The following is a 26550-nucleotide window of genomic DNA, read 5'->3' as shown; positions in this document are numbered from 1 at the left end:
TGAAACCCTAAAGTGACTCGGTAACAATCGCATCATCAACGGTGCTTGCATCAGCAACAGAGGTCATCTCGGCCACAGCAATCAAGCCACTACCATCATCACCCGCGTTGGTATCTGCATCATAATACAAACGCGTCTGAGCGCCATTGGACACAAGGAATAGCGCCGAGCCACTGTGATCACCGTTAGTCATGGAGGCTTCAAGCTCATCCAGATGGCCTGCTTCACTGTTATCGAAATTAAAACTCGCATCCAGATTCACCACATAGAGATCGGCATCGGCCTGCGCTGCCAGCACCCCGAGAGTGGTATTCACATCGGTAGTAAAGGAAGCGAACGCCTTAGTCATGGTCGCCGGCAAACCGCTAAAGGTTGCGCTATTCAAGACGATGCTGTCACCTTCGGCCGCATCAAAATCCTGCATCACATCCATACCCTGTGTTGGCGCCTCAAAGACAAAACGGTCAGCGTCGGCGCCACCAATCAGCACATCCGCACCTTCTCCTCCGAATAGACTATCATTGCCATCACCACCTTCCAGGCGATCGCCACCGGCAAAGCCATAGAGGGAATCATTACCCAGCAACCCAAGCAGCGTATCCGCCTGATTATTGCCCTCCACCACATCATCACCTTCACCGGCAACATCATCGTCGGTGATCAGAGTGGTGGCACTGTTATTCAACAAGGTCATCGCACTATCGATTTCAGCGCTGATTAACTCATCCAACTCAACAGTTGCATCTTGATTAACATTAACTGTAAACGACTGGGTTCCATCGGCCTCGAAAACCAGCGAACCGGTTGGCATAACAGCACCACTGAAATCACTCGCAGACACATCCGCACCGCCGGTACCCACGAGCCCCCAGGTCACTTCGGTACTGCCCGTTACACCGGTTGCCACCACATCGAAGGTGACCTGCGTTACCCCGCCTGTGCCTTCAACCACACTGCTTTCTCGAGCAACGATTCGAATACCCTGTTCATCTGCCAAGATAGTGCTATTCACCGGTGTGCTATCGATATTCAAACCCTCGCCACTGAGAGTCAGCAGGAATCCCTCGTCGACTTCGATCACATCATCACCTTGGACGGTGACAACAAACTGCTGACTACTGACACCGGCCGCCATGGTAATGGTACCCGTCAGTGACGTGATAAAGTCATCTTGATCCACATCCCCAGTAATGGCGTAGTCGATCGTGACCGGATTATCCGTATTACCAGAACGTAAGATTTGATAGGTAAACTGGGTTTGTGTACCTGCTTCGCCTTCAAAGCGTTCCACATCCAGCCCAAGTAAGACAACACCCTCATCATCGGTAGCAATCGTCGCCGTTGCTTGTGAGTTATTAGGATCTAGGGCAACACCCTGTGACGGGTTTTGTAGCTGTACCGCAAAGCCTTCATCCACCTCGGTCAACATATCCGATGCAACTTCAACCGAAATCGTTTTGCTGGTTTCACCAAGCCCAAAGGTGACCGTATCGCTCAGCAATCCCCCTACAAAGTCACTCGCATCGGCCTGATTACCACCATTGCCAACCACGACCCACTCAACCGTATCGACCTTATCGACGGCCCCCGTTCGTGTCAGCGTGAACTGATAGATAACCGAACCGCTATCACCTTCAAGCTGGCTATCAGCCCCTTCGTTAGCAATAGTAATCAGGCTATCGTCATTCTGGATAACACCCAAGGCAACATCGTTAACGAGGTTAGCGCCATCAATCACAACCCTAAAGGTTTGATCCTGACCCGGTTCATTATCACCAGCGACCACAATTTCAATCTCTGCAGAGGCTTGATTCTCAGCAAACTCAATGCTGCCCGATGGAATTACCCCACCGACAAAGTCATCGGCACCCGCTTGATAGCTACCATAGCCCTCAACTGCCCAAGTAATGGTTGTCGCGGACAAATCACCGACACGCTCAACACGATAAGTGAAGGTGCTGGTCTCACCAATATTACCTTCTGCTTTTTCCGCATCCACCGCAAAGATAGACACCCCGGTATCATCATTCGATACCACGGTACTTGCCTCACTCTGGAGAATATCGACACCATCGGGTTCGGACAGGACGACGGTGAAGGATTCATCAAATTCACCAACATCATCCCCCATCACCACCACGCTAATCGTCGCCGTTTCTTGGCCGGGGCTAAAACCAACCACCCCAGAAGGATAAAATCCGCCAAAGTCCAACGCGTTTGCAGGGTTATCACCACTCGGTTGCACCGACCACGCTGCACTACCCGAACCACTAATATCGCCGCTACGCGTTGCCGTAAAGGTAAAGACAGTTTCGACGCCATCCGCGCCTTCATCGCGTGATACCTGATCGGCAGTAATGGTTAACACCGCATCATCATTCAGGACTGTCCCTTGCGCTGTTACATTGGCCACCGTCGAACCAAAACTTGGATTCTCAAGCGACACGAGGAAGCTTTCATCATACTCGCCTAGGTTATCCCCATAGACTTCAACGGTGAAGGTTTTACTGGTCTCGCCATCGGCAAACTCAACGCTGCCCGAAGTATTAGCAAATTCAGTTAACTCAAGCGGATGCTCACCGGAACCGGCAACCGTCCAATCCACATTCGCGGAGCCCGTTGTGGTGCCGGTGCGATCGATACGGAAAGTAAATGTACCGCTGCCACTATCCCCTTCGGCCTGTGGGCCCGAAACTGCCACCACCGTCAGGGTATCATCGTCATCAATAATAGAACCCGTCACACTGTCGACGATAATATCCGCTTCACCGCTCGGATTCGTCAGCTCAACATTAAAGGTCTCATTGCCTTCATCCAAACCATCGGCAGCGAGGTCAACGGTAATGGTTTTACTGGTTTCACCCGCCACAAAGGTGAGGCTACCGGAGGGTAAGACCGCGCCGACAAAATCATCCGCGGTCGCCGAACCGGCAACCACCTGCCAATCCACCGTGGTATCCACGCTCAAGTCACCACTTCGACTGACCGTAAAGGTTGTCGAACTGGCACTGGACTCATCGCCTTCGACTGCACTGGTGACCAAACCACTGAGAGCCAAATCAACATCGTCATTACTAATCAGCGCCTCGGCACTGCCAGCCGTTGCCGCAATAGTGCTGCCGCTGCCCGCATCATAGAGTTCGACCGAGAACGCCTCGTTAGCTTCAACCTCGCGATCGCCGACAATATTAATGGTCAACACCTGACTAGATTCACCATCGGCAAACTCAACCACGCCTGAGGTGGCTTCGAAGTCAGCCGCCGACGTCTCCGTATTGAGAATATGCCAGCCCACGGTCGATATCCCATCCAAGCTGCCGTTCCGCGTAACAGTGAAGGTAAAGCCAGTGTTGGTGCCAGACCCTTCTGTCTGATCAGCATCCAGCGCGGCGATGGACATAACATCATCATCATTGGTGATAGTGACATCGACGCTTTGCTGAGCAAAAGTATGGTTAAGTCCATCCGTCGGCGCGACCAGTGAAACTGTAAATCCTTCATCGGCTTCTAGCTGATTATCGCCATTGATATTGACGATAAATGTTTGGCTAACCTGCCCTTGAGTAAAGGTAAGGGTTCCCGACGGCAGGAAGCCACCGACAAAGTCATTGGTATCGGCGGCATCAGCGCCGCTACCCGCGATCGACCAATCCAGCGTAGTTGCCGATAGACTACCGGTACGGGAAACGGTGAACACAAATTCACTATTGCTATCACCCTCCACCGGTATAGTAGTTGCATTTACCGTCCATGCCAGATCATCGCTGACCAGTGTGCCGGTCGCACTGCCATCCACCACACCATGACCGATTGAATCGGTGGCAATTTCGATATTGAAGAGTTCATCAGGCTCCACCAACAGATCGCCCATAACCGCGATAGTGATGGTTTTACTGTCGCTGTCCCCAGCGCTGAAACTCACTCGACCTGAAGGCAGACCACCGTTGTCTCCCAGATCATCCTGCCCGGTAACAAAATCATCTAACGACGCGGCATCTTGCCCCGCTGGTAGTGTCAGGCTCCAATCCACATCGGCGGCCAACGCTTTATTGCCCTCTCGGCTAATAACAAAGGTGTAATAGGTTAGATCACCCTCTTGCCCTTCCGCTTTATAAGCATCCGTTGCGGTGATATTCACAGCGGTTTCATCATCGACAATCACCGCATCGGCAGTGCTGTTGATAAAATGGATACCATCAGGGCCCGTCAGGCTAATCTGGAAGCTTTCATTATCTTCAACTAGGTAATCGCCGGTGACAGGGACTCGAATCGTTTGTTCGGTATCATTAACGTCGAATGTTACCGTACCCGTAATGGCATCAAAGTCACTGGCGGCGGCCGGATTGCTACCAATACCAGCAACATTCCATGTCAATGTCTGGCTGGCATCGAGATTACCGCTGCGAGTGACAACAAAATCGTAGTAGGTTGTGGTGCCGGTATCGCCTTCCACCACGGGAGTCCCCGGGGCCACTATGTCAAACACAATATCGTCCGTTTGAATAATACCCTCTGCCGAAGCCTGCGCCAGTGTCACACCGGTGCTAGGGTTATTCAGCGTCACGGTAAAGCCTTCATCAAATTCGCCGGCAATATCACCACTGACATAGATCGTTAAGGTCGTAGCAGCTTCGCCGGACGCTAGACTCAAAGTACCGGACGGCAAAGCACCGCCAAAGTCAGTGCCATCGACCGCCTGAGCACCATTGCCTGTCACCACATAATCAACCGTTGCCGCCGTCGCTAAATAACCGGTACGCGCGACTGTAAAGGTAAAGGCTGTCAGACTTGCATCACCCTCGGCCTTAACCGCATCGGCGGCGCTAATGGACAGTGCAGAATCATCATTCACGACCGTTGTCGATGCGGTAGCCGTTGTAACGGTAGCTGTTCCAGCCGTTGTTGAGGCTGCATCAGACAATGTTAGGGTGAAGAGTTCATCCGCTTCTAACGTTTCATCGCCACTGACTTCAATGGTAATCGTCTGATAACGATCGCCTGTAAATGTCAGTGAACCACTGGGCAAGCCGCTGTTATTACCTAGCTCGTCTGCCGTTATAAAGTCAGCTTCCGTTAACGCAGCTTCACCTGATAAGGCCCAATTCACGGTGCCATACCCTGAGACGCTATCAACGGTGAAGGTCAATGAACGAGTGCCGCTGTTACCTTCTAGTTCGGTGGCAGCATCAGCGGTAATACTAAACTCGGCATCATTATCAAGAATCGTCCCTACCGCAGATCCCGTTGTGATGATGTCGTCACTGGTACCGTCCCCCAAACTGATTTCAACCGCGTACGCCTCAGGGGTTTCAGCGCTGGCGTCATCAAAGGCGGTTACCTCGAAGGTTTTACTAAACTCACCAGCCGCGAATGTCACTGATCCGGTAGGGAAACTACCATTAAAGTCAGCCGTCTCCGTATCGGTGCCGGCACTGACCGACCAGTTAATCGTTTGTGATTGCGCCGTATCATCGCTACGTGTCACGGTAAAGGTTTGAGCTGTACCTTCAACAGCCGCACTACCGGCCTGAATCGCGAAGCTACTATCGTCGTTATTAATAATACCGGCAGCGGAACTGTCGATCACTTCGTCGATATTAACAATATTACTCAACTGTATGGTGAAGTTTTCTGAATCTTCCGGCGTGATATCGCCAGCCACGGTCACCTGAATCTGCTGACTGCTCTCACCCACCGCAAAGCTAATTGCACCGGTTGTCGCACCAACAAAATCACTCGCCGCCGTGGAGATGTTCACTAGGCTCCAGTTCATTGAAGAGCTACCACTCAAATCCCCACTACGCGTAACGGTAAAGCTCAATGTCTTATCCGCATCCCCTTCGGCAATCTGCGCATCAGCAATGCTTATTCCGGTATCATCCGTCAGGATCGTCAGGTCAGCACTGGCAATACTATGGGTATTAGTGATATCAGGATCAGGAGACGTTAACGTGTCCTCAAACAACACAACCCTAAACTGCTCGTTATTCTCAGCAAGAATATCCCCCGACACCACAACACTGAACTGGTTGGTCAGCACGCCATCGGCAAAGGAAACCGTGCCACTCGGTAACCCACTATTGGTCCCTAATGCATCAGCCGAACTGAAGTCATCTGCATCGGCACCATCATCACCTACCGCTTCAACGCGCCAGCTGAGGGTGGCCGCACCACTATAACCGGTGCTGGCACGATCCACCGTAAAGGAGAATGTCTGGCTGGAGCCCGTATCCGTCTCAACCAGGCTAGTGCTCGCCGGCGTCAGAGTGTAAGAGGTATCATCATCATAGAGCGTGGCAGACAGATCTAAGGTAGTAGATTCACCACTGTAACCGTTGTTCCATGCAGTTGAGTTGAGCGCATAGCTCTGGAAACGGACATAGGAACCTTCTGCATCACCCGGCGTGGTTAGCCGTAAGGTAAAGGTCTCATTTGTTTCGACCAGTGTATCGTCGCTCAGCAGATCCTCTATAGAAATATTATAGGTATAGCCACCACTGTAACTGCTAGCTTGGGCATCCAGTGTAAAGGTGCCACTGGTGGTCCCGAAATCGCCGGCAGTTGCACTACCAGTAATAATTTCATAACCCACCGTCACATCGTTATCCATGCGTCCGGCACGAATCATGGTAAACGAGAGCGGGTTGCCCTCATAAGCACTGACATTTAGGTTAGTGTTATAGCCCTCGGCATCACCGTTATAGGTATCCCAACCACCAACCCACAAGCGGACATCATCATTTTTGATAATCACTTGCTGCTCAATGTAATTATTTTCAGTGCTGATATCGATGTTGGCCGGACCATAACCGTTCTGATCCGCTGCACCACCATAAATATCATAATAAGAACTTTCTGCCTGATCAGCTTCAAACAACCGGAAGGTCAAGGTTTCATCATTTTCGACGAAGTCATCACCATTATAGGTAATGGTTATCTGTTTTTCGGTTTCATTAGCGGCAAACAAAACATTGCCCCAGGTACTACTGCCATTACCTTCCCAAGCCCTATTGACTGTGCCGTAGTCTTTGATATCACCATAACTGCCATTATTGATATTTGAACCACTCAGATACCAAGCAACCGTTGATGTGTAATCAAGGGCCTCTCCATTTTGAGCGGTACGGGTGACCGTAAAGGTAACCGTGTTCCCGGTATTCTGATCATTGTAAGCAGGATTCGCCGCGGTGCCTTCAAACACCGAAGTTTGGTCAACCGATAGGGTTAAAATTGGGCTTGGTTCATTATCATAAACATAGGCTGTATCCGTATAACCTGTCACAGCAGTTTCGGCGTCATGATTCGCTTCGCCTTCGTCCACATTATTGGCGTTACCTAAGGTGATCGAAACACTCTCACGCCAAGTTTCTGTCCAACTATCGTCAAGCGTGTCCACGGTAATCACTTGGGTGGTTTCACCGTCGGCAAAACTTAGCGTACCCGTCCAATAATTATTGGCCGCATCAAAGCTTACTGTGCCATTAGCAGGAACGGGGTCTTGCACATCGGAGGCATCCAGTTGATACCAGCTTGACTCATCACTGGTGCTCTCATTGGTGGTTTCGCTACCGGGGAAAGTAATAAACCAATCGACGGTATCCGTGCCTCGGGCATCACCATCACGGGTAATCGTAAAGGTCAGAGTTTCACCTTCGGTTACATCACTCACCGTCACATCGAAGCGGGTATCGTCGTTATTGAGATAGCCTGTATTGCGATAGCGATTACCTGAATTATCTGTGCCATTGACTGACGAACCCGCACTTGGGTTTTCTAAATAAAGGCTAAAGCTTTCATCATATTCACCCACATCATCGGCAAGTGTATAAAACTTGAGATACGCCCACTCTTGACCATCAACAAAGGTAACGGTGCCTGAAGGAAATTCATTTGAAACACTGGCAGCGGTTACCACACCACCGGCATCAAAGGTTAAATCAAGGAAGTCATCCACTTCAACCGCATCACCATAGTAAGTGCTAACACGCCAATCAACGGTTGCCTCTCCAGCGGTTGCTACCTGACGTTGAACCGCAAAAATATGTTCAACATAGGAATAATCGGTGCCGCCAACATTAACGGTTATCGAACCTGCACCACCATCGGCAGCACTATCGCCTTCGTCCCGTTGATAGAGACTATCGCCCGGTGACAGTGTTTCAATCGTCTCATCAGCGACCTCACGGTCACTGAGATAAAAAATGGCTTCATCACGCTCAATCGAGGTAAACAGGTAGTTTTTATCAACCGTGGTGTTATTACGGGCACTGGTTACTTCCTGATTATCGTAATAATAGGTCCAGTTGCCACTGTAGTTATTATTATAGGTTCTAAAGAGAGTGGTATTATCCGTCTCATTCGGGTCGTCATATTTAACAACAACTTCGTCATAACCGCTTGTTGCGGCGATATTAACAACAAACCACTGATCATCCTCAACGGTATTATCACCTGGCACTGTCACCGCAAAAGAAGCGGTTTCATCACCACTCGCCATGGTGATATTGCCTCCCGCGGGGAAACTGCCTCCAAAGTCTGTTGTATCGGCATCATACTCCCACCGCGAGGACGGAGTATGGTCATAAACGCCACCATTATTGTAGTGCGTTATACTCTCTGCATCATTGACGTTCCAGTTGAACTCGGTAGTTTGACTCAGATAACCTTCCCGAGTGACCGTATAGTTATATACGGTATTTTCACCGGTTTTACCTTCGGCTTTCTCATAATCATCAACGGTTAGAACCAGTTTTGCATCATCATTGAGAATGGTGCTATCAAAGGATGAGGTGTCACCCAATGAACTGCCCGAGTTGACATTACTAAGCTTAATACTGAAGGTTTCATCCGTTTCAATACTACCCACGCCGGTATCACCAGACACATAAACCGTAATCTCTTTCGAGGTTTCGCCAGCACTGAATGTTAGTGTACCGCTGGGGGTAATATTCGCATTGCTACCGTTACTGAAATCATTGATATCCGTAGTACCGTGAGCCAAATCCCAATCGACCGTGGTGACCTGATCGGTATTACCGGTACGAGTGACGGTATAGGTATACGCCACATCGGTGCCATGACCCGCGTCCCCTTCAGACAAGCTGGCAGTCCCCGCAGTGATATTCAACTCGGCATCATCATTACGCACAACGCCGGTTGCCACGGCAGTACCAATAACAGATCCGCTGCTAGGATCAGACAGAGTTACTTGAAGGCTCTCATCCGCTTCAAGAAGCGAATCAGCTGATACTTGAACGGTCAGGGTTTTAGTGGTTTCACCAACGGCAAAAGTGACACTGCCACTGGGTAAGCCGCTGTTATCGCCCAACGTATCCACTGTACCGTAAAAATCGGTTGTGGTGACCGCATCATCACCGCCACCAACACGCCACTCAACAGTGCTTTCCTGATCGAGATAGCCGCTACGAGTGACAGTAAACGTGTAATCAACCAAAGTAATTATTGGGGCACTTACGTCTGCGCCTGACGTCGTCTGATCAGAAATCGTTAAGGTATAAGTTCCGGTTGTACCTCCAAAATCACCTGGATAGCCCCCAGCCGACACAAAATAGACTCCTGTTTCATTGGCAGTATAATTGCTTTGTCCTTTATAGCCGCCTAATCCTGAGTCATAACCAAAATTATTAGCCCCTAAAAAAGCTCCATCGCTGCTATATACTCCCCAAAGATAAGGGTAGGTAATTGTTCCTTCACCTGCAGGACTTCCATTGACACTAATTTGGTAAGTATGCCCCGCTGTTAAATTTACACGATACCAATCCTTATCATATGAAACCTCAACATCACCAATAGCAACCCCAGTGCTATCCACAGTAAATGTAGAAGTGTTATCTTCAGGCACTTCTCCTGATGCCACGTCACTATTACCTTCCACTTTATCTGCTAACAGATTGGCAATCGACAGGCTGGCATCATCATTCAGAATATCGGTACTCGCCGTAGCCGTGCCAATCACTGAGTTAGCAGGCGCGCCCGATAAGGTTACCGTGAGTGTCTCATCAGCTTCGGTGACCGTATCGGCTTTAAGCGTAATCTCGATATCCGCCGTATCCTGTCCATCGGCGAAGCTGACCGTTCCAGTCATGTCCTGAGCATCGCCTAGATCGGCCGCATCGACGCCCGTTATTGTCCAGGTCAACTCTCTAGCGCCCACCAACGAACCGCTGCGGCTAACGCTATAGGTCAGAGTGCTGTCATCGACATGCCCTTCAAATGTTGAGGTGGTCTGAGTATCAATACTGAAACTATCATCGTCACTCAGAATCGTCGCAGAATCCGTCACGCTGCTGACTTGAGCACCGGATTGATCCAAGAAAATACCATTGGTTGGGTTGGAGAACAGCACCGACAGCGTCTCATCACTTTCCAGATTCAGATCGCCCAATACGTTAACCGTAATGGTTTTACTGCTTTCATTGGCGGCGAATGACACGACGTCACTGGGTAAACCACCATTACTTAACGCGTCTTGGCCGGCGACAAAATCCCCTGCCGTCAGACCTGTTGCGGCCTGCACCGCCCACTCCACCGAGCCTGCTAGACTGATATCTCCGGTGCGACTAACAACAAAAGTGAATGCCGTTGAGCCACCCTCATCGCCCTCATAAGCATCCGCTGGTGCAGACACCTCATAGCTCGCATCATCATTGGTAATCGTCGTGGCAGCCGTATCACCGGTAATAACCCCGACGCTAGGATTGGACAATGTTAGGGTATAGGTTTCATCATCTTCACCTAGCAGATCCCCTTGAACAAATACTGACACGGTTAGCTCACTAACCCCCGCAGCAAAAGCCAGCGCACCGGATGGCAGTGCAGTACTGGTGTCGTCATTATCAACACCCGCACCACCGGTCACGGCATAGTCAATACTGGCAGAACCTGACACATCACCCGTGCGGGTAATCGTAAAGACAACTTCCTGAGTACTGTTATCACCCTCAGCTAAGCTAGCATTCGCGGCACTGACCGCAAAGTTCTGATCATCGTTAACAATACTACCGACCGCCGTATTGGTTTCAGCTGATATACCTAGCGCCCCGCCCGCCTGCAAACGGGCATTACTGATCGCCACGGTAAACGCTTCAGCAAACTCGGCCAGGGTATCACCCGACACCTCAATGCTCAGAGTAACGGTCTCGGTATCCGCAGGAATACTCAAGGTTCCCTGCGGCAAACTGCCGCCAAAGTCATCCGCATCAGCAGGGTTCTGAGAACCTCCGCCAACCGCCCAATCAACCAAGGCGGCGCCAGATAGATCCCCGGCCCGAACCACCTCAAACGTAAAGGTGGTGATGCCACTATCGCCCTCGGCTTTAGTACTCTCAGCAGCAAAAATAGAGAAACCCGAATCATCGTTGCTAATTGAGCCACTGGCGGAGGGCGACGACAAATCAACGTTGTCCGCATCAGCGACATTCAGCACAACACTAAACGCTTCACTCTGCTCAACATTTTCATCCGCAGCAATGTTAACCGTAATCTGTTGGCTAAGTTGGCCATCAGCAAAAGCGACCGTGCCTGAAGGCAGTGCACTGTTAGATCCAAGTGCATCCTGACCGGTAACAAAGTCACTCAGCGCGGCGGAGGTAAGCCCTCCGGCTAACTGTACCGCCCAATCGACCGATGAAGGCCCAAATTGATTGCTACGAGTTACCGTAAAGGAATAAGCGGTGCTGGCCGTATCGGCGGTGTTGCCCTCCACAATGGCAGCAACATCCGCGCTAATCGTAAATTGCACATCATCATTATTAATTTGAGTAGTCGCAGTATCAGTCCCCAACCAAGTACGATCAAAGGCCGCATCTCCGGCGTGTTTAGTCAGCGCGACGGACAGGGTTTCATCTGCCTCTAAGGTATTGTCACCAGCCAAGGTTAAGCTGATTAACTTACTAGTTTCATTGGCGGCAAAAGCAACCGTGCCACTAAACTGCGCCCCCGTTGCAAAATCATCCGCGGTAAGACCGGTAGCCAACCAATCGATACTAACCGCTGACGCTAAATCACCTGAACGAGTAATACTAAATTGCACCACCTGATTACTACCGCTCGCACCTTCTATGACCGCAGCCTCAAGCGCACTAATAGAAAGGGCAATATCATCCGCCAGAATCGAGCCTGACGCCGACGCAGTTTCGATATCCGAATTACCACTCGCTCCCGACAGCGTCACTACAAACGCTTCATCGGACTCTATATCCGTATCGCCAGTGGCCGCTAACTCGATAGTTTTACTCGACTCACCCTCGGCAAAAGTCAGTACACCGGAGGGTACTGCGCCACCAAAATCGGCGGCATCAACCTCTCCAGAGAGGGTCCAGTTAACCGTTGTTGTGCCGTTTGTCGTACCAGTGCGAGAAACCGTAAAGATATGGGTATTTGAACCACTATCACCTTCGGCTAAATTGGTGGTTGTCGCTGCAATCACCAAACCCGTATCGTCGTTACGGATAACGCCTGCGGCAGAGCCATCAACCACCTCAGTACCCGCCGTGGGTGTTCCCAATACCACCTGAAAGCCTTCGTCGACTTCCCGCAGATAATCCCCTTGAGCGGTAACTGTAATGGTAGCGCTGGCCTGATCGGCAGCGAAGTCGATTGTGCCACTCGGTAATACTCCACCCGAGAAGTCATTGGCATCAGCAGGGTCAGCCCCTGACCCTAAGACACTCCAGCTAATGCTGGTCGCTTTATCAAGGAATCCACTGCGGTTAACCGTGAAGGTAAATTCGGTTGTGGTACCGTTTTCGCCTTCGTTAAGATCGGCCGAGGCGGCGGTGAAATTGAGCTGGTCGTCATCATTAGTGATAACGACCGTTGCCTCACTGGCACTCGCAGCAATCGTCGAGCCTTCGCTCGGATTGCCAAGTGACACCAAAAAGCTTTCATCGTCTTCTGCGATAGAGTCAGCCACAATATCAAAGCTAATCAGTTTGCTGAGCTCATTAGCGGCAAACGTCAAAGTACCTGAAGGATACGCACCCCCAACAAAATCGGCGGCACTAATCGCCGAGCCCATGGCGGCGGCAAGAGAGTACTCAACATTGTCAGACCCTGATAGATCACCACTTCGCTCAACTGTCAGGGTGACCGTTTTACTGCCACCATGGCCTTCACTTACAGCACTGAGCGGTAGCAGGCTAAAGACCGCATCATCATTACGTATACTGCCACTGACCTCGGCTACTAAAATTTCAGTCCCAATTGCAGGATCAGGATTACTCAGTTGAACACTGAAGCCTTTATCAACTTCAAGATCATTATCGGCTGCCAGCGTAATATTCACCACTTGACTACTGATACCCCGAGCAAAGGTCAAGGTGCCGGAAAAAGCCGCTGCGCCAGCCGCAAAATCGTCGACGGACACGCCGTTAACCGCATCCGGCAGCAGCGTCCAATCCACCGAAGTGACCGAGTTAAGATCACCACTACGCTGCACCGTAAATGAAAGCTGCGACACACTACTCGGGTTGCCCTCTACTTCATCTAAATTGGTGGCAACCAGCGTCAAACCAACATCATCATTGAGTACCACGCCGGCAGCAGTATCGTTGAGCAAGACAAAACCGTCAGACCCTGTCGTCAAAACAATACCGTAGCTTTCATTGCCTTCAAATGTTGTATCAGCAGAAGGCGTGATGGTCAGTGTTTTCGATGTTTCACCGGGCGCAAACGTAATGGACCCTGAGGGTAAGGTGCCGCCAAAATCATCGGCATCCACAGGGTTAGCACCCGTCCCAAGCAGACTCCAATTAACCGTTATCGTTGAACCTGCATACTCGGTGCGAGACAGGGTAAAGGTATGTTCTTGAGAGGCTGCTGACCCTTCTTTCAAGACCGTATTAGTGGCCTCAATAGAAACCGCCGCATCATCAGGATCAATAATATGTGTTGCTGTTTTGGTGGTGATCAGGGTATTAGCGTCTTGCTCAGACAGGGTCATCACGAATGTTTCAAACCCCTCCAATTGAGTATCCCCGGACAGTACGATATCAACCAATTGGGAAGCTTCACCGGCGGCAAAAGAGACCGTACCCGATGGATAAACACCGCCCGCAAAATCGGCCGCGTTGGCAGGGTTTTCACCCACTGCGCCTATCTGGAAACCAACCGTTGATGCGATCGATAGATCTCCAACCCGAGTCACAAGGAACTGAGCCGTTCCCCCCTCGCCTGTACCTTCCATCGTCGAGGCGGTAACCGCAGCAACGCTGTACTGCATCTCATCACTACGTATCTGACCGGAAATTTCACCAAAGATAATCTGGGCATTCCCTGGAGCGTTCGCCAGAATAATACTAAACGTTTCATTCGCTTCGGGGATCGCATCACCCTGAACATACAGGGTTACGGTTTGTGTTGTTTGCCCAGCGGCAAAATCAACAGTTCCACTAGGCCGGCCACCATTACTATTTAGCTGATCCTGCCCGGTAACAAAATCGGCAGCATCAACACCACTATCACCGGTTGGGATCAACCGATAATCAATACTGGTTGCCTCATCAAGCACCGAGGTGCGCACAACCTGAAAGGTAATGGCGGTCTGAGTAGCCGATGCGCCTTCAACAACATCGGTCTGCTCGGTGAAAATACCAAAGCCGATATCATCAGTCGTGATCGTCGTACTGGCAGACTGAACGCCAATAGAGGCGTTATTACCCGCATTTTCAAGTACTAAGGTGACAGTCTCGTCATACTCTAAGGTTCGATCACCCGCAATCTGTACAGTAATGTATTGTTCGGTCTCGCCGACGGCAAAACTGAGAGAGCCCGACGGAACCACACCACCAACAAAATCATCCGCATCGACATCATCCGTCACCCGCCAATCGACGGTAGTGGCTTCAAGGCCCGATGTTCGAGTGACTTTAAACACAACATCAGTCACCTCGCCGTCTTGGCCTTCATTAACTCGTGCTTGGCTGGCCGCGACAGAGATAAGCGAATCATCATCTTGAACAACTGCGCTAGCGCTTGTCGATGCCGAATCAAGATTAAGGTTATCACCGGGATTACTCAGCGTTAACGTCCAGCTTTCATCCGGTTCAATCACCCGATCACCCGTCACGATTAATTCGACCGTTTGACTGTTTTCACCGACGACAAACGTCTCCGTACCGCTGGGTAATGTTCCACCAAAACGCAGCGGATCCAAACCGCTTAAAGCCCAGTCAACACTGCTGGCGGTTAATGCATTGTCACGTGTCAGGGTATAGACCAGAGTCTGGCTACTACCTAAATCGCCTTCGAGTAGGCTGACTGGACTTACGGCGATACCGACCTGTCCATCATCATTTGTCAGGGTTGTCGTTGCCGAAGAGGTCGTAATTTCAAGGTTATCGCCAGGGTTAGAAAGTGTCACGATCAGGTTTTCATCGGTTTCAATCGAACGATCACCGGCGACTGCAACGGTAAAAGTCACTCTGTCTTGCCCATCAACAAAATTAATAGTCCCGCTCATCGGCTGACCGCTAGACAGGTCGGTCTGATCAATACCGCTGATCGACCAATCGACACTGTTTTCACCCACCGACGCACCTCTGACAACGGTATACGTCAACAGAGTTTCATCACCATTGGCTCCTTCAAGCATTTCTGTGCTATCAACACTGATCCCTACAGATACGTCATCGTTCAACACCGTGGTATCCATCTGAGATACAGTGCCTAAGATCAGGTTATCACCGGCATTGGACAAACTCACACTCAGCAGCTCATCCGCTTCGATGGTTTTATCGCCTAGTACTTCGATGGTGAAGGTCTGGCTAGCAACACCCGCCGCAAAAGCGAGGCTGCCATTTTGCGCTTGGCCGGAGACGAGGTCATCTGCATCCAAACCGGTGAGCGCCCAGTCGACGCTGGAGGCATTAACCGTGTTAGTGCGGGTAACGGTGTAAGTTAAAACTTGGCTGGTGCCCGTTGAGCCTTCTTCAATCGAGGCTTGGCTGACAGCAATACTGACGGTGCCGTCATCATTAACGACAGGAGTATCCACTTGAGAGACAGCGCCCAAGGCCAGGTTATCACCAGCATTGGACAAACTCACACTCAGCAGCTCATCCGCTTCAATGGTTTTATCGCCTAACACTTCGATAGTGAAGGTCTGGCTGGCAACACCCGCCGCAAAACTTAAGCTGCCATTTTGGGCTTGTCCGGAGACGAGGTCATCTGCATCCAAACCGCTGAGCGACCAGTCGACACTAGAAGTATTAACAGTATTAGTGCGGGTGACGGTGTAAGTCAGTAATTGGCTAGTATCGAGACTGCCTTCTTCAACTGACGTTTTATCCACTACGATAGAGACCAAGCCATCATCATTCACAACCTTGGTATCGACCTGAGATACAGGCCCCAGCGTCAGGTTATCACCCGCGTTAGACAGGCTTACATTCAACACTTCATCCGTTTCGACGCTTAGATCACCCAATACTTCGATCGTGAAGGTCTGGCTAGCTTCACCTGCAGCAAAGTTTAAGCTGCCACTTTGGGCTTGTCCGTCCAGTAGATCGGCGGTATCAAGACCCGTAAGAGACCAGTCCACACTTGAGGCATTAACGGTATTAGTACGAATTACCGTATAGGTCAGTACCTGGCTGCTGTCCGCGGTGCCCTCTTCAATAGAGGCCTTGTCCACAACAATAAAGACTAAACCATCATCGTTAACGACCGTGGTATCGACCTGAGATACAGATCCCAGCGTCAAATTATCACCCGCGTTAGATAGGCTTACATTTAGCACCTTATCCGCTTCGATACTTTTATTACCCAGCACTTCGACAGTGAAAGTTTGACTCGCTTCGCCGGCAGCAAAATTTAAACTTCCGCTTTGATCTTGCCCAATAACGAGGTCACCGGTATCAAGGCCGGTCAACGCCCAATCGACACTGGATGCATTAACGGTATTAGTCCGAGTCACGATATAGGTCAACACTTGGCTAGTACCTGTTGACCCCTCTTCGATGGATGCTTTATCCACCGTGATAGAGACTAAACCATCATCATTCACCACGGTGGTATCAGCCTGAGATGCACTGCTCAAAGTAAGGTTATCACCAGCGTTAGATAGACTAACACTCAGCAGCTCATCGGCTTCGATGGTTTTATCGCCTAACACTTCGATGGTAAAAGTATGGCTCGCTTCGCCAGCAGCAAAGCTTAAACTACCGTTTTGTGCCTGCCCCGAGACTAAATCATCCGCATCCAACCCCGTCAGAGACCAGTCGACACTAGAAGTATTGACGGTGTTGATACGGGTAACGGTATAGGTCAATAACTGACTGGTGCCGGTGCCCTCTTCAATAGCGGTTTTATCCACAACGATAGAGACTAAGCCGTCATCATTCAACACGGTGGTATCGACCTGAGACACAGGGCCCAAGGTCAGGTTATCACCGGCATTGGACAAACTCACACTCAGCAGCTCATCCGCTTCGATGGTTTTATCGCCCAGCACTTCGATGGTAAAGGTCTGGCTGGCAACACCCGCCGCAAAAGCGAGGCTGCCATTTTGCGCTTGGCCGTCTAATAGATCGGCAGCATCAAGACCCGTCAGAGCCCAATCCACGCTTGACGCATTGATGGTATTAGTACGGATCACGGTATATGTCAGCAATTGACTGCTGTCCGCTGTCCCCTCTTCAATGGAGGCTTTATCTACAACAATAAAGACTAAACCATCATCGTTAACGACCGCGGTATCGACCTGAGTCACAGCACCCAAGGTCAGGTTATCACCGGGGTTGGAGAGACTCACGCTGAGCAGCTCATCCGCTTCAATGGTTTTATCGCCCAACACTTCGATGGTGAAGGTCTGGCTGGCAACACCCGCCGCAAAACTTAAGCTGCCATTTTGGGCTTGTCCGGAGACGAGGTCATCTGCATCCAAACCGGTGAGCGCCCAGTCCACGCTGGAGGCATTAACCGTGTTAGTCCGGGTAACAGTGTAAGTTAGCAGTTGGCTGGTGCCAGTGCTGCCTTCTTCGATGCTGGTTTGATCGACACTCAGAGAGACGGTGCCATCATCATTAACGACCGTGGTATCCACCTGAGTCACAGCGCCCAAGGTCAGGTTATCCCCAGCATTGGAGAGACTCACACTCAGCAGCTCATCCGCTTCAATGGTTTTATCGCCCAACACTTCGATGGTGAACGTCTGGCTGGCAACACCCGCCGCAAAAGCGAGGCTGCCATTTTGAGCTTGTCCGGAGACGAGATCATCTGCATCCAAGCCGGTCAACGCCCAGTCGACGCTGGAGGCATTAACGGTGTTAGTGCGGGTGACGGTGTAGGTTAATACTTGGCTTGTGCCCGTTGAGCCTTCTTCAATCGTGGCTTGGCTGACAGCAATACTGACGGTGCCATCATCATTAACGACCGTGGTATCGACCTGAGAGACGGTACCGAGAGTTAAGTTATCACCAGCATTGGACAGGCTAACACTCAGCAGCTCATCCGCTTCAATGGTTTTATCGCCTAGCACTTCGATGGAGAAGGTCTGGCTAGCAACACCCGCCGCAAAGGTCAGGCTGCCGCTTTGGGCTTGTCCGGAAACGAGGTCATCTGCATCCAAGCCGGTGAGCGCCCAGTCGACGCTGGAGGCATTAACGGTGTTAGTCCGAGTAACGGTGTAGGTCAACAGTTGGCTGGTGCCCGTTGAACCTTCTTCGATAGACGCTTGGCTGACAGCGATGCTAACAGTGCCATCATCGTTAACCACGGTGGTGTCCACCTGAGTCACAGCGCCCAAGGTCAGGTTATCCCCAGCATTGGACAGGCTAACACTCAGCAGCTCATCCGCTTCGATGGTTTTATCGCCTAGTACTTCGATGGTGAACGTCTGTGTCGCAACACCCGCCGCAAAGGTCAGGCTGCCGTTCTGGGCTTGGCCGGAGACGAGGTCATCTGCATCTAAACCGGCGAGCGTCCAGTCCACGCTGGAGGCATTAACCGTGTTAGTCCGGGTAACAGTGTAAGTTAGTAGTTGACTGGTGCCTGTGCTGCCTTCTTCGATGCTGGTTTGATCGACACTCAGAGAGACGGTGCCATCATCATTAACGACCGTGGTATCCACCTGAGTCACAGCGCCCAAGGTCAGGTTATCACCGGGGTTGGACAGGCTCACGCTGAGCAGTTCATCCGCTTCGATGGTTTTATCGCCTAGCACTTCGATGGTGAACGTCTGGCTGGCAACACCCGCTGCAAAAGCGAGACTGCCATTTTGGGCTTGTCCGGAGACGAGGTCATCTGCATCCAAACCGGTGAGCGCCCAGTCGACGCTGGAGGCATTAACCGTGTTAGTCCGGGTAACAGTGTAAGTTAGCAGTTGGCTGGTGCCAGTGCTGCCTTCTTCGATGCTGGTTTGATCGACACTCAGAGAGACGGTGCCATCATCATTAACGACCGTGGTATCCACCTGAGTCACAGCGCCCAAGGTCAGGTTATCCCCAGCATTGGAGAGACTCACACTCAGCAGCTCATCCGCTTCAATGGTTTTATCGCCCAACACTTCGATAGTGAACGTCTGGCTGGCAACACCCGCTGCAAAAGCGAGACTGCCGTTTTGGGCTTGGCCGGAAACCAGATCATCTGCATCTAAACCGGTGAGCGCCCAGTCCACGCTGGAGGCATTGACGCTATTGGTACGGGTGACGGTGTAGGTTAGCAGTTGACTGGTGCCTGTGCTGCCTTCTTCGATGCTGGTTTGACCGACACTCAGAGAGACGGTGCCATCATCATTAACGACCGTTGTCTCAACCTGAGAGACGGTACCGAGGGTTAAGTTATCCCCAGCATTGGACAAACTCACACTCAGCAGTTCATCCGCTTCGATGGTTTTATCGCCCAACACTTCGATGGTAAAGGTCTGTGTCGCAACACCCGCCGCAAAGGTCAGGCTGCCGCTTTGGGCTTGGCCGGAGACAAGATCATCTGCATCCAAACCGGTGAGCGCCCAGTCGACGCTGGAGGCATTGACGCTATTGGTGCGGGTGACGGTGTAGGTCAACAGTTGGCTAGTGCCCGTTGAGCCTTCTTCAATCGAGGCTTGGCTGACAGCGATGCTAACAGTGCCATCATCATTAACGATCGTGGTCTCAACCTGTGAGACGGTACCAAGGGTTAAGTTATCCCCAGCATTGGACAAACTCACACTCAGCAGTTCATCGGCTTCGATGGTTTTATCGCCCAACACTTCGATGGTGAAGGTCTGGCTAGCAACACCCGCCGCAAAAGCGAGGCTGCCATTTTGAGCTTGTCCGGAGACGAGATCATCTGCATCCAAGCCGGTCAACGCCCAGTCGACGCTGGAGGCATTGACGCTATTGGTGCGGGTGACGGTGTAAGTTAGCAGTTGGCTGGTGCCAGTGCTGCCTTCTTCGATGCTGGTTTGAGAGACAGCAATACTGACGGTGCCGTCATCATTAACGACCGAGGTATCGACCTGAGAGACGGTACCGAGGGTTAAGTTATCACCAGCATTGGACAAACTCACACTCAGCAGCTCATCCGCTTCAACAGTTTTATCGCCTAGCACTTCGATGGTGAAGGTCTGGCTGGCAACACCCGCCGCAAAAGCAAGGCTGCCGTTCTGGGCTTGGCCGGAGACGAGGTCATCTGCATCCAAACCGGCGAGCGTCCAGTCCACGCTGGAGGCATTGACGCTATTGGTGCGGGTGACGGTGTAGGTTAGCAGTTGGCTGGTGCCCGTTGAACCTTCTTCAATCGAGGCTTGGCTGACAGCGATGCTAACAGTTCCATCATCATTAACGACCGTGGTCTCAACCTGTGAGACGGCACCGAGGGTTAAGTTATCACCAGCATTGGACAGGCTAACACTCAGCAGCTCATCGGCTTCAATGGTTTTATCGCCTAGTACTTCGATGGTGAAGGTCTGGCTGGCAACACCCGCTGCAAAAGCGAGGCTGCCATTTTGGGCTTGGCCGGAGACGAGGTCATCTGCATCCAAACCGGTGAGCGCCCAGTCCACGCTGGAGGCATTGACGCTATTGGTGCGGGTGACGGTGTAGGTCAACAGTTGGCTAGTGCCCGTTGAACTTTCTTCGATAGACGTTTGGCTGACAGCGATGCTAACAGTGCCATCATCGTTAACCACGGTGGTGTCCACCTGAGTCACAGCGCCCAAAGTCAGGTTATCCCCAGCATTGGACAAACTCACACTCAGCAGCTCATCCGCTTCGATGGTTTTATCGCCCAACATTTCGATGGTGAAGGTCTGGCTGGCAACACCCGCCGCAAAGGTCAGACTGCCGTTTTGGGCTTGGCCGGAGACGAGGTCATCTGCATCTAAACCGGTGAGCGCCCAGTCGACGCTGGAGGCGTTGACGTTATTGGTACGGGTGACGGTGTAGGTTAAGACTTGGCTAGTGCCCGTTGAGCCTTCTTCGATGCTAGTTTGAGAGACTGCGATGCTGACGGTGCCGTCATCATTAACGACCGTGGTGTCGACCTGAGAGACAGTGCCTAAGGTCAGGTTATCCCCAGCATTGGACAAACTCACACTCAGCAGTTCATCCGCTTCGATGGTTTTATCGCCCAACACTTCGATGGTAAAGGTCTGTGTCGCAACACCCGCCGCAAAGGTTAGGCTGCCGTTTTGGGCTTGGCCGGAGACGAGGTCATCTGCATCTAAACCGGTGAGCGCCCAGTCGACGCTGGAGGCGTTGACGTTATTGGTACGGGTGACGGTGTAGGTTAAGACTTGGCTAGTGCCCGTTGAGCCTTCTTCGATGCTAGTTTGAGAGACTGCGATGCTGACGGTGCCGTCATCATTAACGACCGTGGTGTCGACCTGAGAGACAGTGCCTAAGGTCAGGTTATCCCCAGCATTGGACAAACTCACACTCAGCAGCTCATCCGCTTCAATGGTTTTATCGCCCAACACTTCGATGGTGAAGATCTGGCTGGCAACACCCGCTGCAAAGGTCAGACTGCCGCTTTGGGCTTGGCCGGAGACGAGATCATCTGCATCCAAACCGGTGAGCGTCCAGTCCACGCTGGAGGCATTAACCGTGTTAGTGCGGGTAACGGTGTAAGTTAAAACTTGGCTGGTGCCCGTTGAGCCTTCTTCGATGCTGGTTTGATCGACACTCAGAGAAACGGTGCCATCATCATTAACGACCGGGGTATCCACCTGAGTCACAGCGCCCAAAGTCAGGTTATCCCCAGCATTGGACAAACTCACACTCAGCAGCTCATCCGCTTCAATGGTTTTATCGCCTAGCACTTCGATGGTGAAGGTCTGGCTGGCAACACCCGCTGCAAAAGCGAGGCTGCCGTTTTGGTCTTGGCCGGAAACCAGATCATCTGCATCTAAACCGGTGAGCGCCCAGTCCACACTGGAGGCATTGACGCTATTGGTACGGGTGACGGTGTAGGTTAGCAGTTGACTGGTGCCTGTGCTGCCTTCTTCGATGCTGGTTTGACCGACACTCAGAGAGACGGTGCCATCATCATTAACGACCGTTGTCTCAACCTGAGAGACGGTACCGAGGGTTAAGTTATCCCCAGCATTGGACAAACTCACACTCAGCAGCTCATCGGCTTCGATGGTTTTATCGCCTAGTACTTCGATGGTAAAGGTCTGGCTAGCAACACCCGCCGCAAAGGTCAGGCTGCCGTTCTGGGCTTGGCCGGAGACGAGGTCATCTGCATCCAAACCGGTGAGCGCCCAGTCGACGCTGGAGGCATTAACCGTGTTAGTGCGGGTAACGGTGTAAGTTAAAACTTGGCTGGTGCCCGTTGAGCCTTCTTCAATCGAGGCTTGGCTGACAGCAATACTGACGGTGCCGTCATCGTTCACCACCGTGGTATCCACCTGAGTCACAGCGCCCAAGGCCAGGTTATCCCCAGCATTGGAGAGACTCACACTCAGCATCTCATCCGCTTCGATAGTTTTATCGCCCAACACTTCGATGGTGAAGGTCTGGCTAGCAACACCCGCCGCAAAACTTAAGCTGCCATTTTGCGCTTGGCCGTCTAATAGATCGGCAGCATCAAGACCCGTCAGAGCCCAATCCACGCTTGACGCATTGATGGTATTAGTACGGATCACGGTATATGTCAGCAATTGACTGCTGTCCGCTGTCCCCTCTTCAATGGAGGCTTTATCTACAACAATAAAGACTAAACCATCATCATTAACGACCGTGGTATCCACTTGAGACACAGCGCCCAAGATCAGGTTATCCCCAGCATTGGAGAGACTCACACTCAGCAGCTCATCCGCTTCAATGGTTTTATCGCCCAACACTTCGATGGTGAACGTCTGGCTGGCAACACCCGCCGCAAAAGCGAGGCTGCCGTTCTGGGCTTGGCCGGAGACGAGGTCATCTGCATCCAAACCGGTGAGCGCCCAGTCCACGCTGGAAGCATTGACGCTATTGGTGCGGGTGATGGTGTAAGTTAGCAGTTGGCTGGTGCCAGTACTGCCTTCTTCAATCGAGGCTTGGCTGACAGCGATGCTAACGGTGCCATCATCATTAACGACCGTGGTGTCCACCTGAGACACAGCGCCCGAGGTCAGGTTATCACCGGCATTAGAGAGACTCACACTCAGCAGCTCATCCGCTTCAATGGTTTTATCGCCCAACACTTCGATGGTGAACGCCTGGCTGGCAACACCCGCCGCAAAGGTCAGGCTGCCGCTTTGGGCTTGGCCGGAGACTAGATCATCTGCATCCAAACCGGTGAGCGCCCAGTTCACGCTGGAGGCATTGACGCTATTGGTGCGGGTAACAGTGTAAGTTAGCAGTTGGCTGGTGCCAGTGCTGCCTTCTTCGATGCTGGTTTGAGAGACAGCAATACTGACGGTGCCGTCATCATTAACGACCGTGGTGTCGACCTGAGAGACAGTGCCTAAGGTCAAGTTATCCCCAGCATTGGACAAACTCACACTCAGCAGCTCATCGGCTTCGATGGTTTTATCGCCTAACACTTCGATAGTGAAGGTCTGGCTAGCAACACCCGCCGCAAAGGTTAGGCTGCCGTTTTGGGCTTGGCCGGAAACCAGATCATCTGCATCCAAACCGGTGAGCGCCCAGTCCACGCTGGAGGCATTGACGCTATTGGTGCGGGTGACGGTGTAAGTTAGCAGTTGGCTGGTGCCAGTACTGCCTTCTTCAATCGAGGCTTGGCTGACAGCGATGCTAACGGTGCCATCATCATTAACGACCGTGGTCTCAACCTGTGAGACGGCACCGAGGGTTAAGTTATCACCAGCATTGGACAAACTCACACTGAGCAGTTCATCCGCTTCGATGGTTTTATCGCCTAGCACTTCGATGGTGAACGTCTGGCTGGCAACACCCGCTGCAAAAGCGAGACTGCCATTTTGCGCTTGGCCGGAAACCAGATCATCTGCATCCAAACCGGTGAGCGCCCAGTCCACGCTGGAGGCATTAACGCTATTAGTCCGGGTAACAGTGTAAGTTAGCAGTTGGCTGGTGCCAGTGCTGCCTTCTTCGATGCTGGTTTGATCGACACTCAGAGAGATGGTGCCATCATCATTAACGACCGTGGTATCCACTTGAGACACAGCGCCCAAGATCAGGTTATCCCCAGCATTGGAGAGACTCACACTCAGCAGCTCATCCGCTTCAATGGTTTTATCGCCCAACACTTCGATGATGAAGGTCTGGCTAGCAACACCCGCCGCAAAACTTAAGCTGCCATTTTGGGCTTGTCCGGAGACGAGGTCATCTGCATCCAAACCGCTGAGCGCCCAGTCGACGCTGGAGGCATTAACGGTGTTAGTCCGAGTAACGGTGTACGTCAACAGTTGGCTGGTGCCCGTTGAACCTTCTTCGATAGACGTTTGGCTGGCAGCGATGCTAACAGTGCCATCATCATTAACGACCGTTGTCTCAACCTGTGAGACGGTACCAAGGGTTAAGTTATCCCCAGCATTGGACAAACTCACACTCAGCAGTTCATCGGCTTCGATGGTTTTATCGCCCAATACTTCGATGGTGAAGGTCTGGCTAGCAACACCCGCCGCAAAAGCGAGGCTGCCATTTTGAGCTTGTCCGGAGACGAGATCATCTGCATCCAAACCGGTGAGCACCCAGTCGACGCTGGAGGCATTGACGCTATTGGTGCGGGTGACGGTGTAGGTCAACAGTTGGCTAGTGCCCGTTGAGCCTTCTTCAATCGAGGCTTGGCTGACAGCGATGCTAACAGTGCCATCATCATTAACGATCGTGGTCTCAACCTGTGAGACGGTACCAAGGGTTAAGTTATCCCCAGCATTGGAGAGACTCACACTCAGCAGTTCATCGGCTTCGATGGTTTTATCGCCTAGTACTTCGATGGTAAAGGTCTGGCTAGCAACACCCGCCGCAAAGGTCAGGCTGCCGTTCTGGGCTTGGCCGGAGACGAGGTCATCTGCATCCAAACCGGTGAGCGTCCAGTCCACGCTGGAGGCATTAACGGTGTTAGTGCGGGTGACGGTGTAAGTCAGCAGTTGGCTGGTGCCCGTTGAACCTTCTTCGATAGACGTTTGAGATACAGCAATACTGACGGTGCCATCATCATTAACCACCGTGGTATCCACCTGAGTCACAGCGCCCAAGGTCAGGTTATCACCGGGGTTGGACAGGCTAACACTCAGCAGCTCATCGGCTTCAATGGTTTTATCGCCCAACACTTCGATGGTGAAGGTCTGGCTAGCAACACCCGCCGCAAAAGCAAGGCTGCCGTTCTGGACTTGTCCGGAGACGAGATCATCTGCATCCAAACCGCTGAGCGCCCAGTCGACGCTGGAGGCATTAACCGTGTTAGTGCGGGTAACGGTGTAAGTTAAAACTTGGCTGGTGCCCATTGAGCCTTCTTCGATAGACGTTTGGCTGGCAGCGATGCTAACAGTGCCATCATCATTAACGACCGTTGTCTCAACCTGAGAGACGGTACCGAGGGTTAAGTTATCACCAGCATTGGAGAGACTCACACTCAGCAGCTCATCGGCTTCGATGGTTTTATCGCCTAGTACTTCGATGGTAAAGGTCTGGCTAGCAACACCCGCCGCAAAACTTAAGCTGCCATTTTGGTCTTGGCCGGAAACGAGATCATCTGCATCCAAACCGGTGAGCGCCCAGTCGACAGTGGTCTCACTGACGGTATTCGTGCGGGTTACCGTATAGGTTAATAGCTGGCTAGTATCAGAACTTCCCTCATTAATATTCGAGGTATCTACCGTAACCGAAACAAGCCCATCATCATCAATTAACCGAATAGAAGCCTGAGGTCCAACCAAGCTCACATTAGGATCAGAGCTTTCAAGGACCACCATATAATCGGCATCTAACTCTATTAACTTATCCGCTCGAACAAGTACTTCGATTAATGCTTGAGATTGCCCAATAACGAAGTCGACAGTACCGGAGCTAACCGCCGCATCAAGGGCTTCAGCCAATCGCCATGTTAACTGAGCATCGGTAACAGGGTTTGTTCTAGCAACCTCAAAGATCAAGGTCACAACACCAGACGTCCCCTCGTCATATGAGGCTGTTGGCGCAA

General features: G+C 51.6%; 1 protein-coding gene. It reads right to left on the bottom strand.

Annotation, left to right across the window (positions count from 1 at the left end; genetic code table 11):
* Positions 1-7: 7 nt before the first annotated feature.
* Positions 8-26509, bottom strand: coding sequence for a Calx-beta domain-containing protein (locus AC0L4K_RS03350; RefSeq protein ID WP_473268201.1), 26502 nt, complete (start codon positions 26507-26509; stop codon positions 8-10).
* Positions 26510-26550: the final 41 nt, after the last annotated feature.

It is taken from the genome of Amphritea sp. GJ51-11 (genome assembly GCF_055808735.1).
Note: the sequence above shows the minus strand (reverse complement) of the source record. Positions and strands in the feature narration are given on the sequence as shown.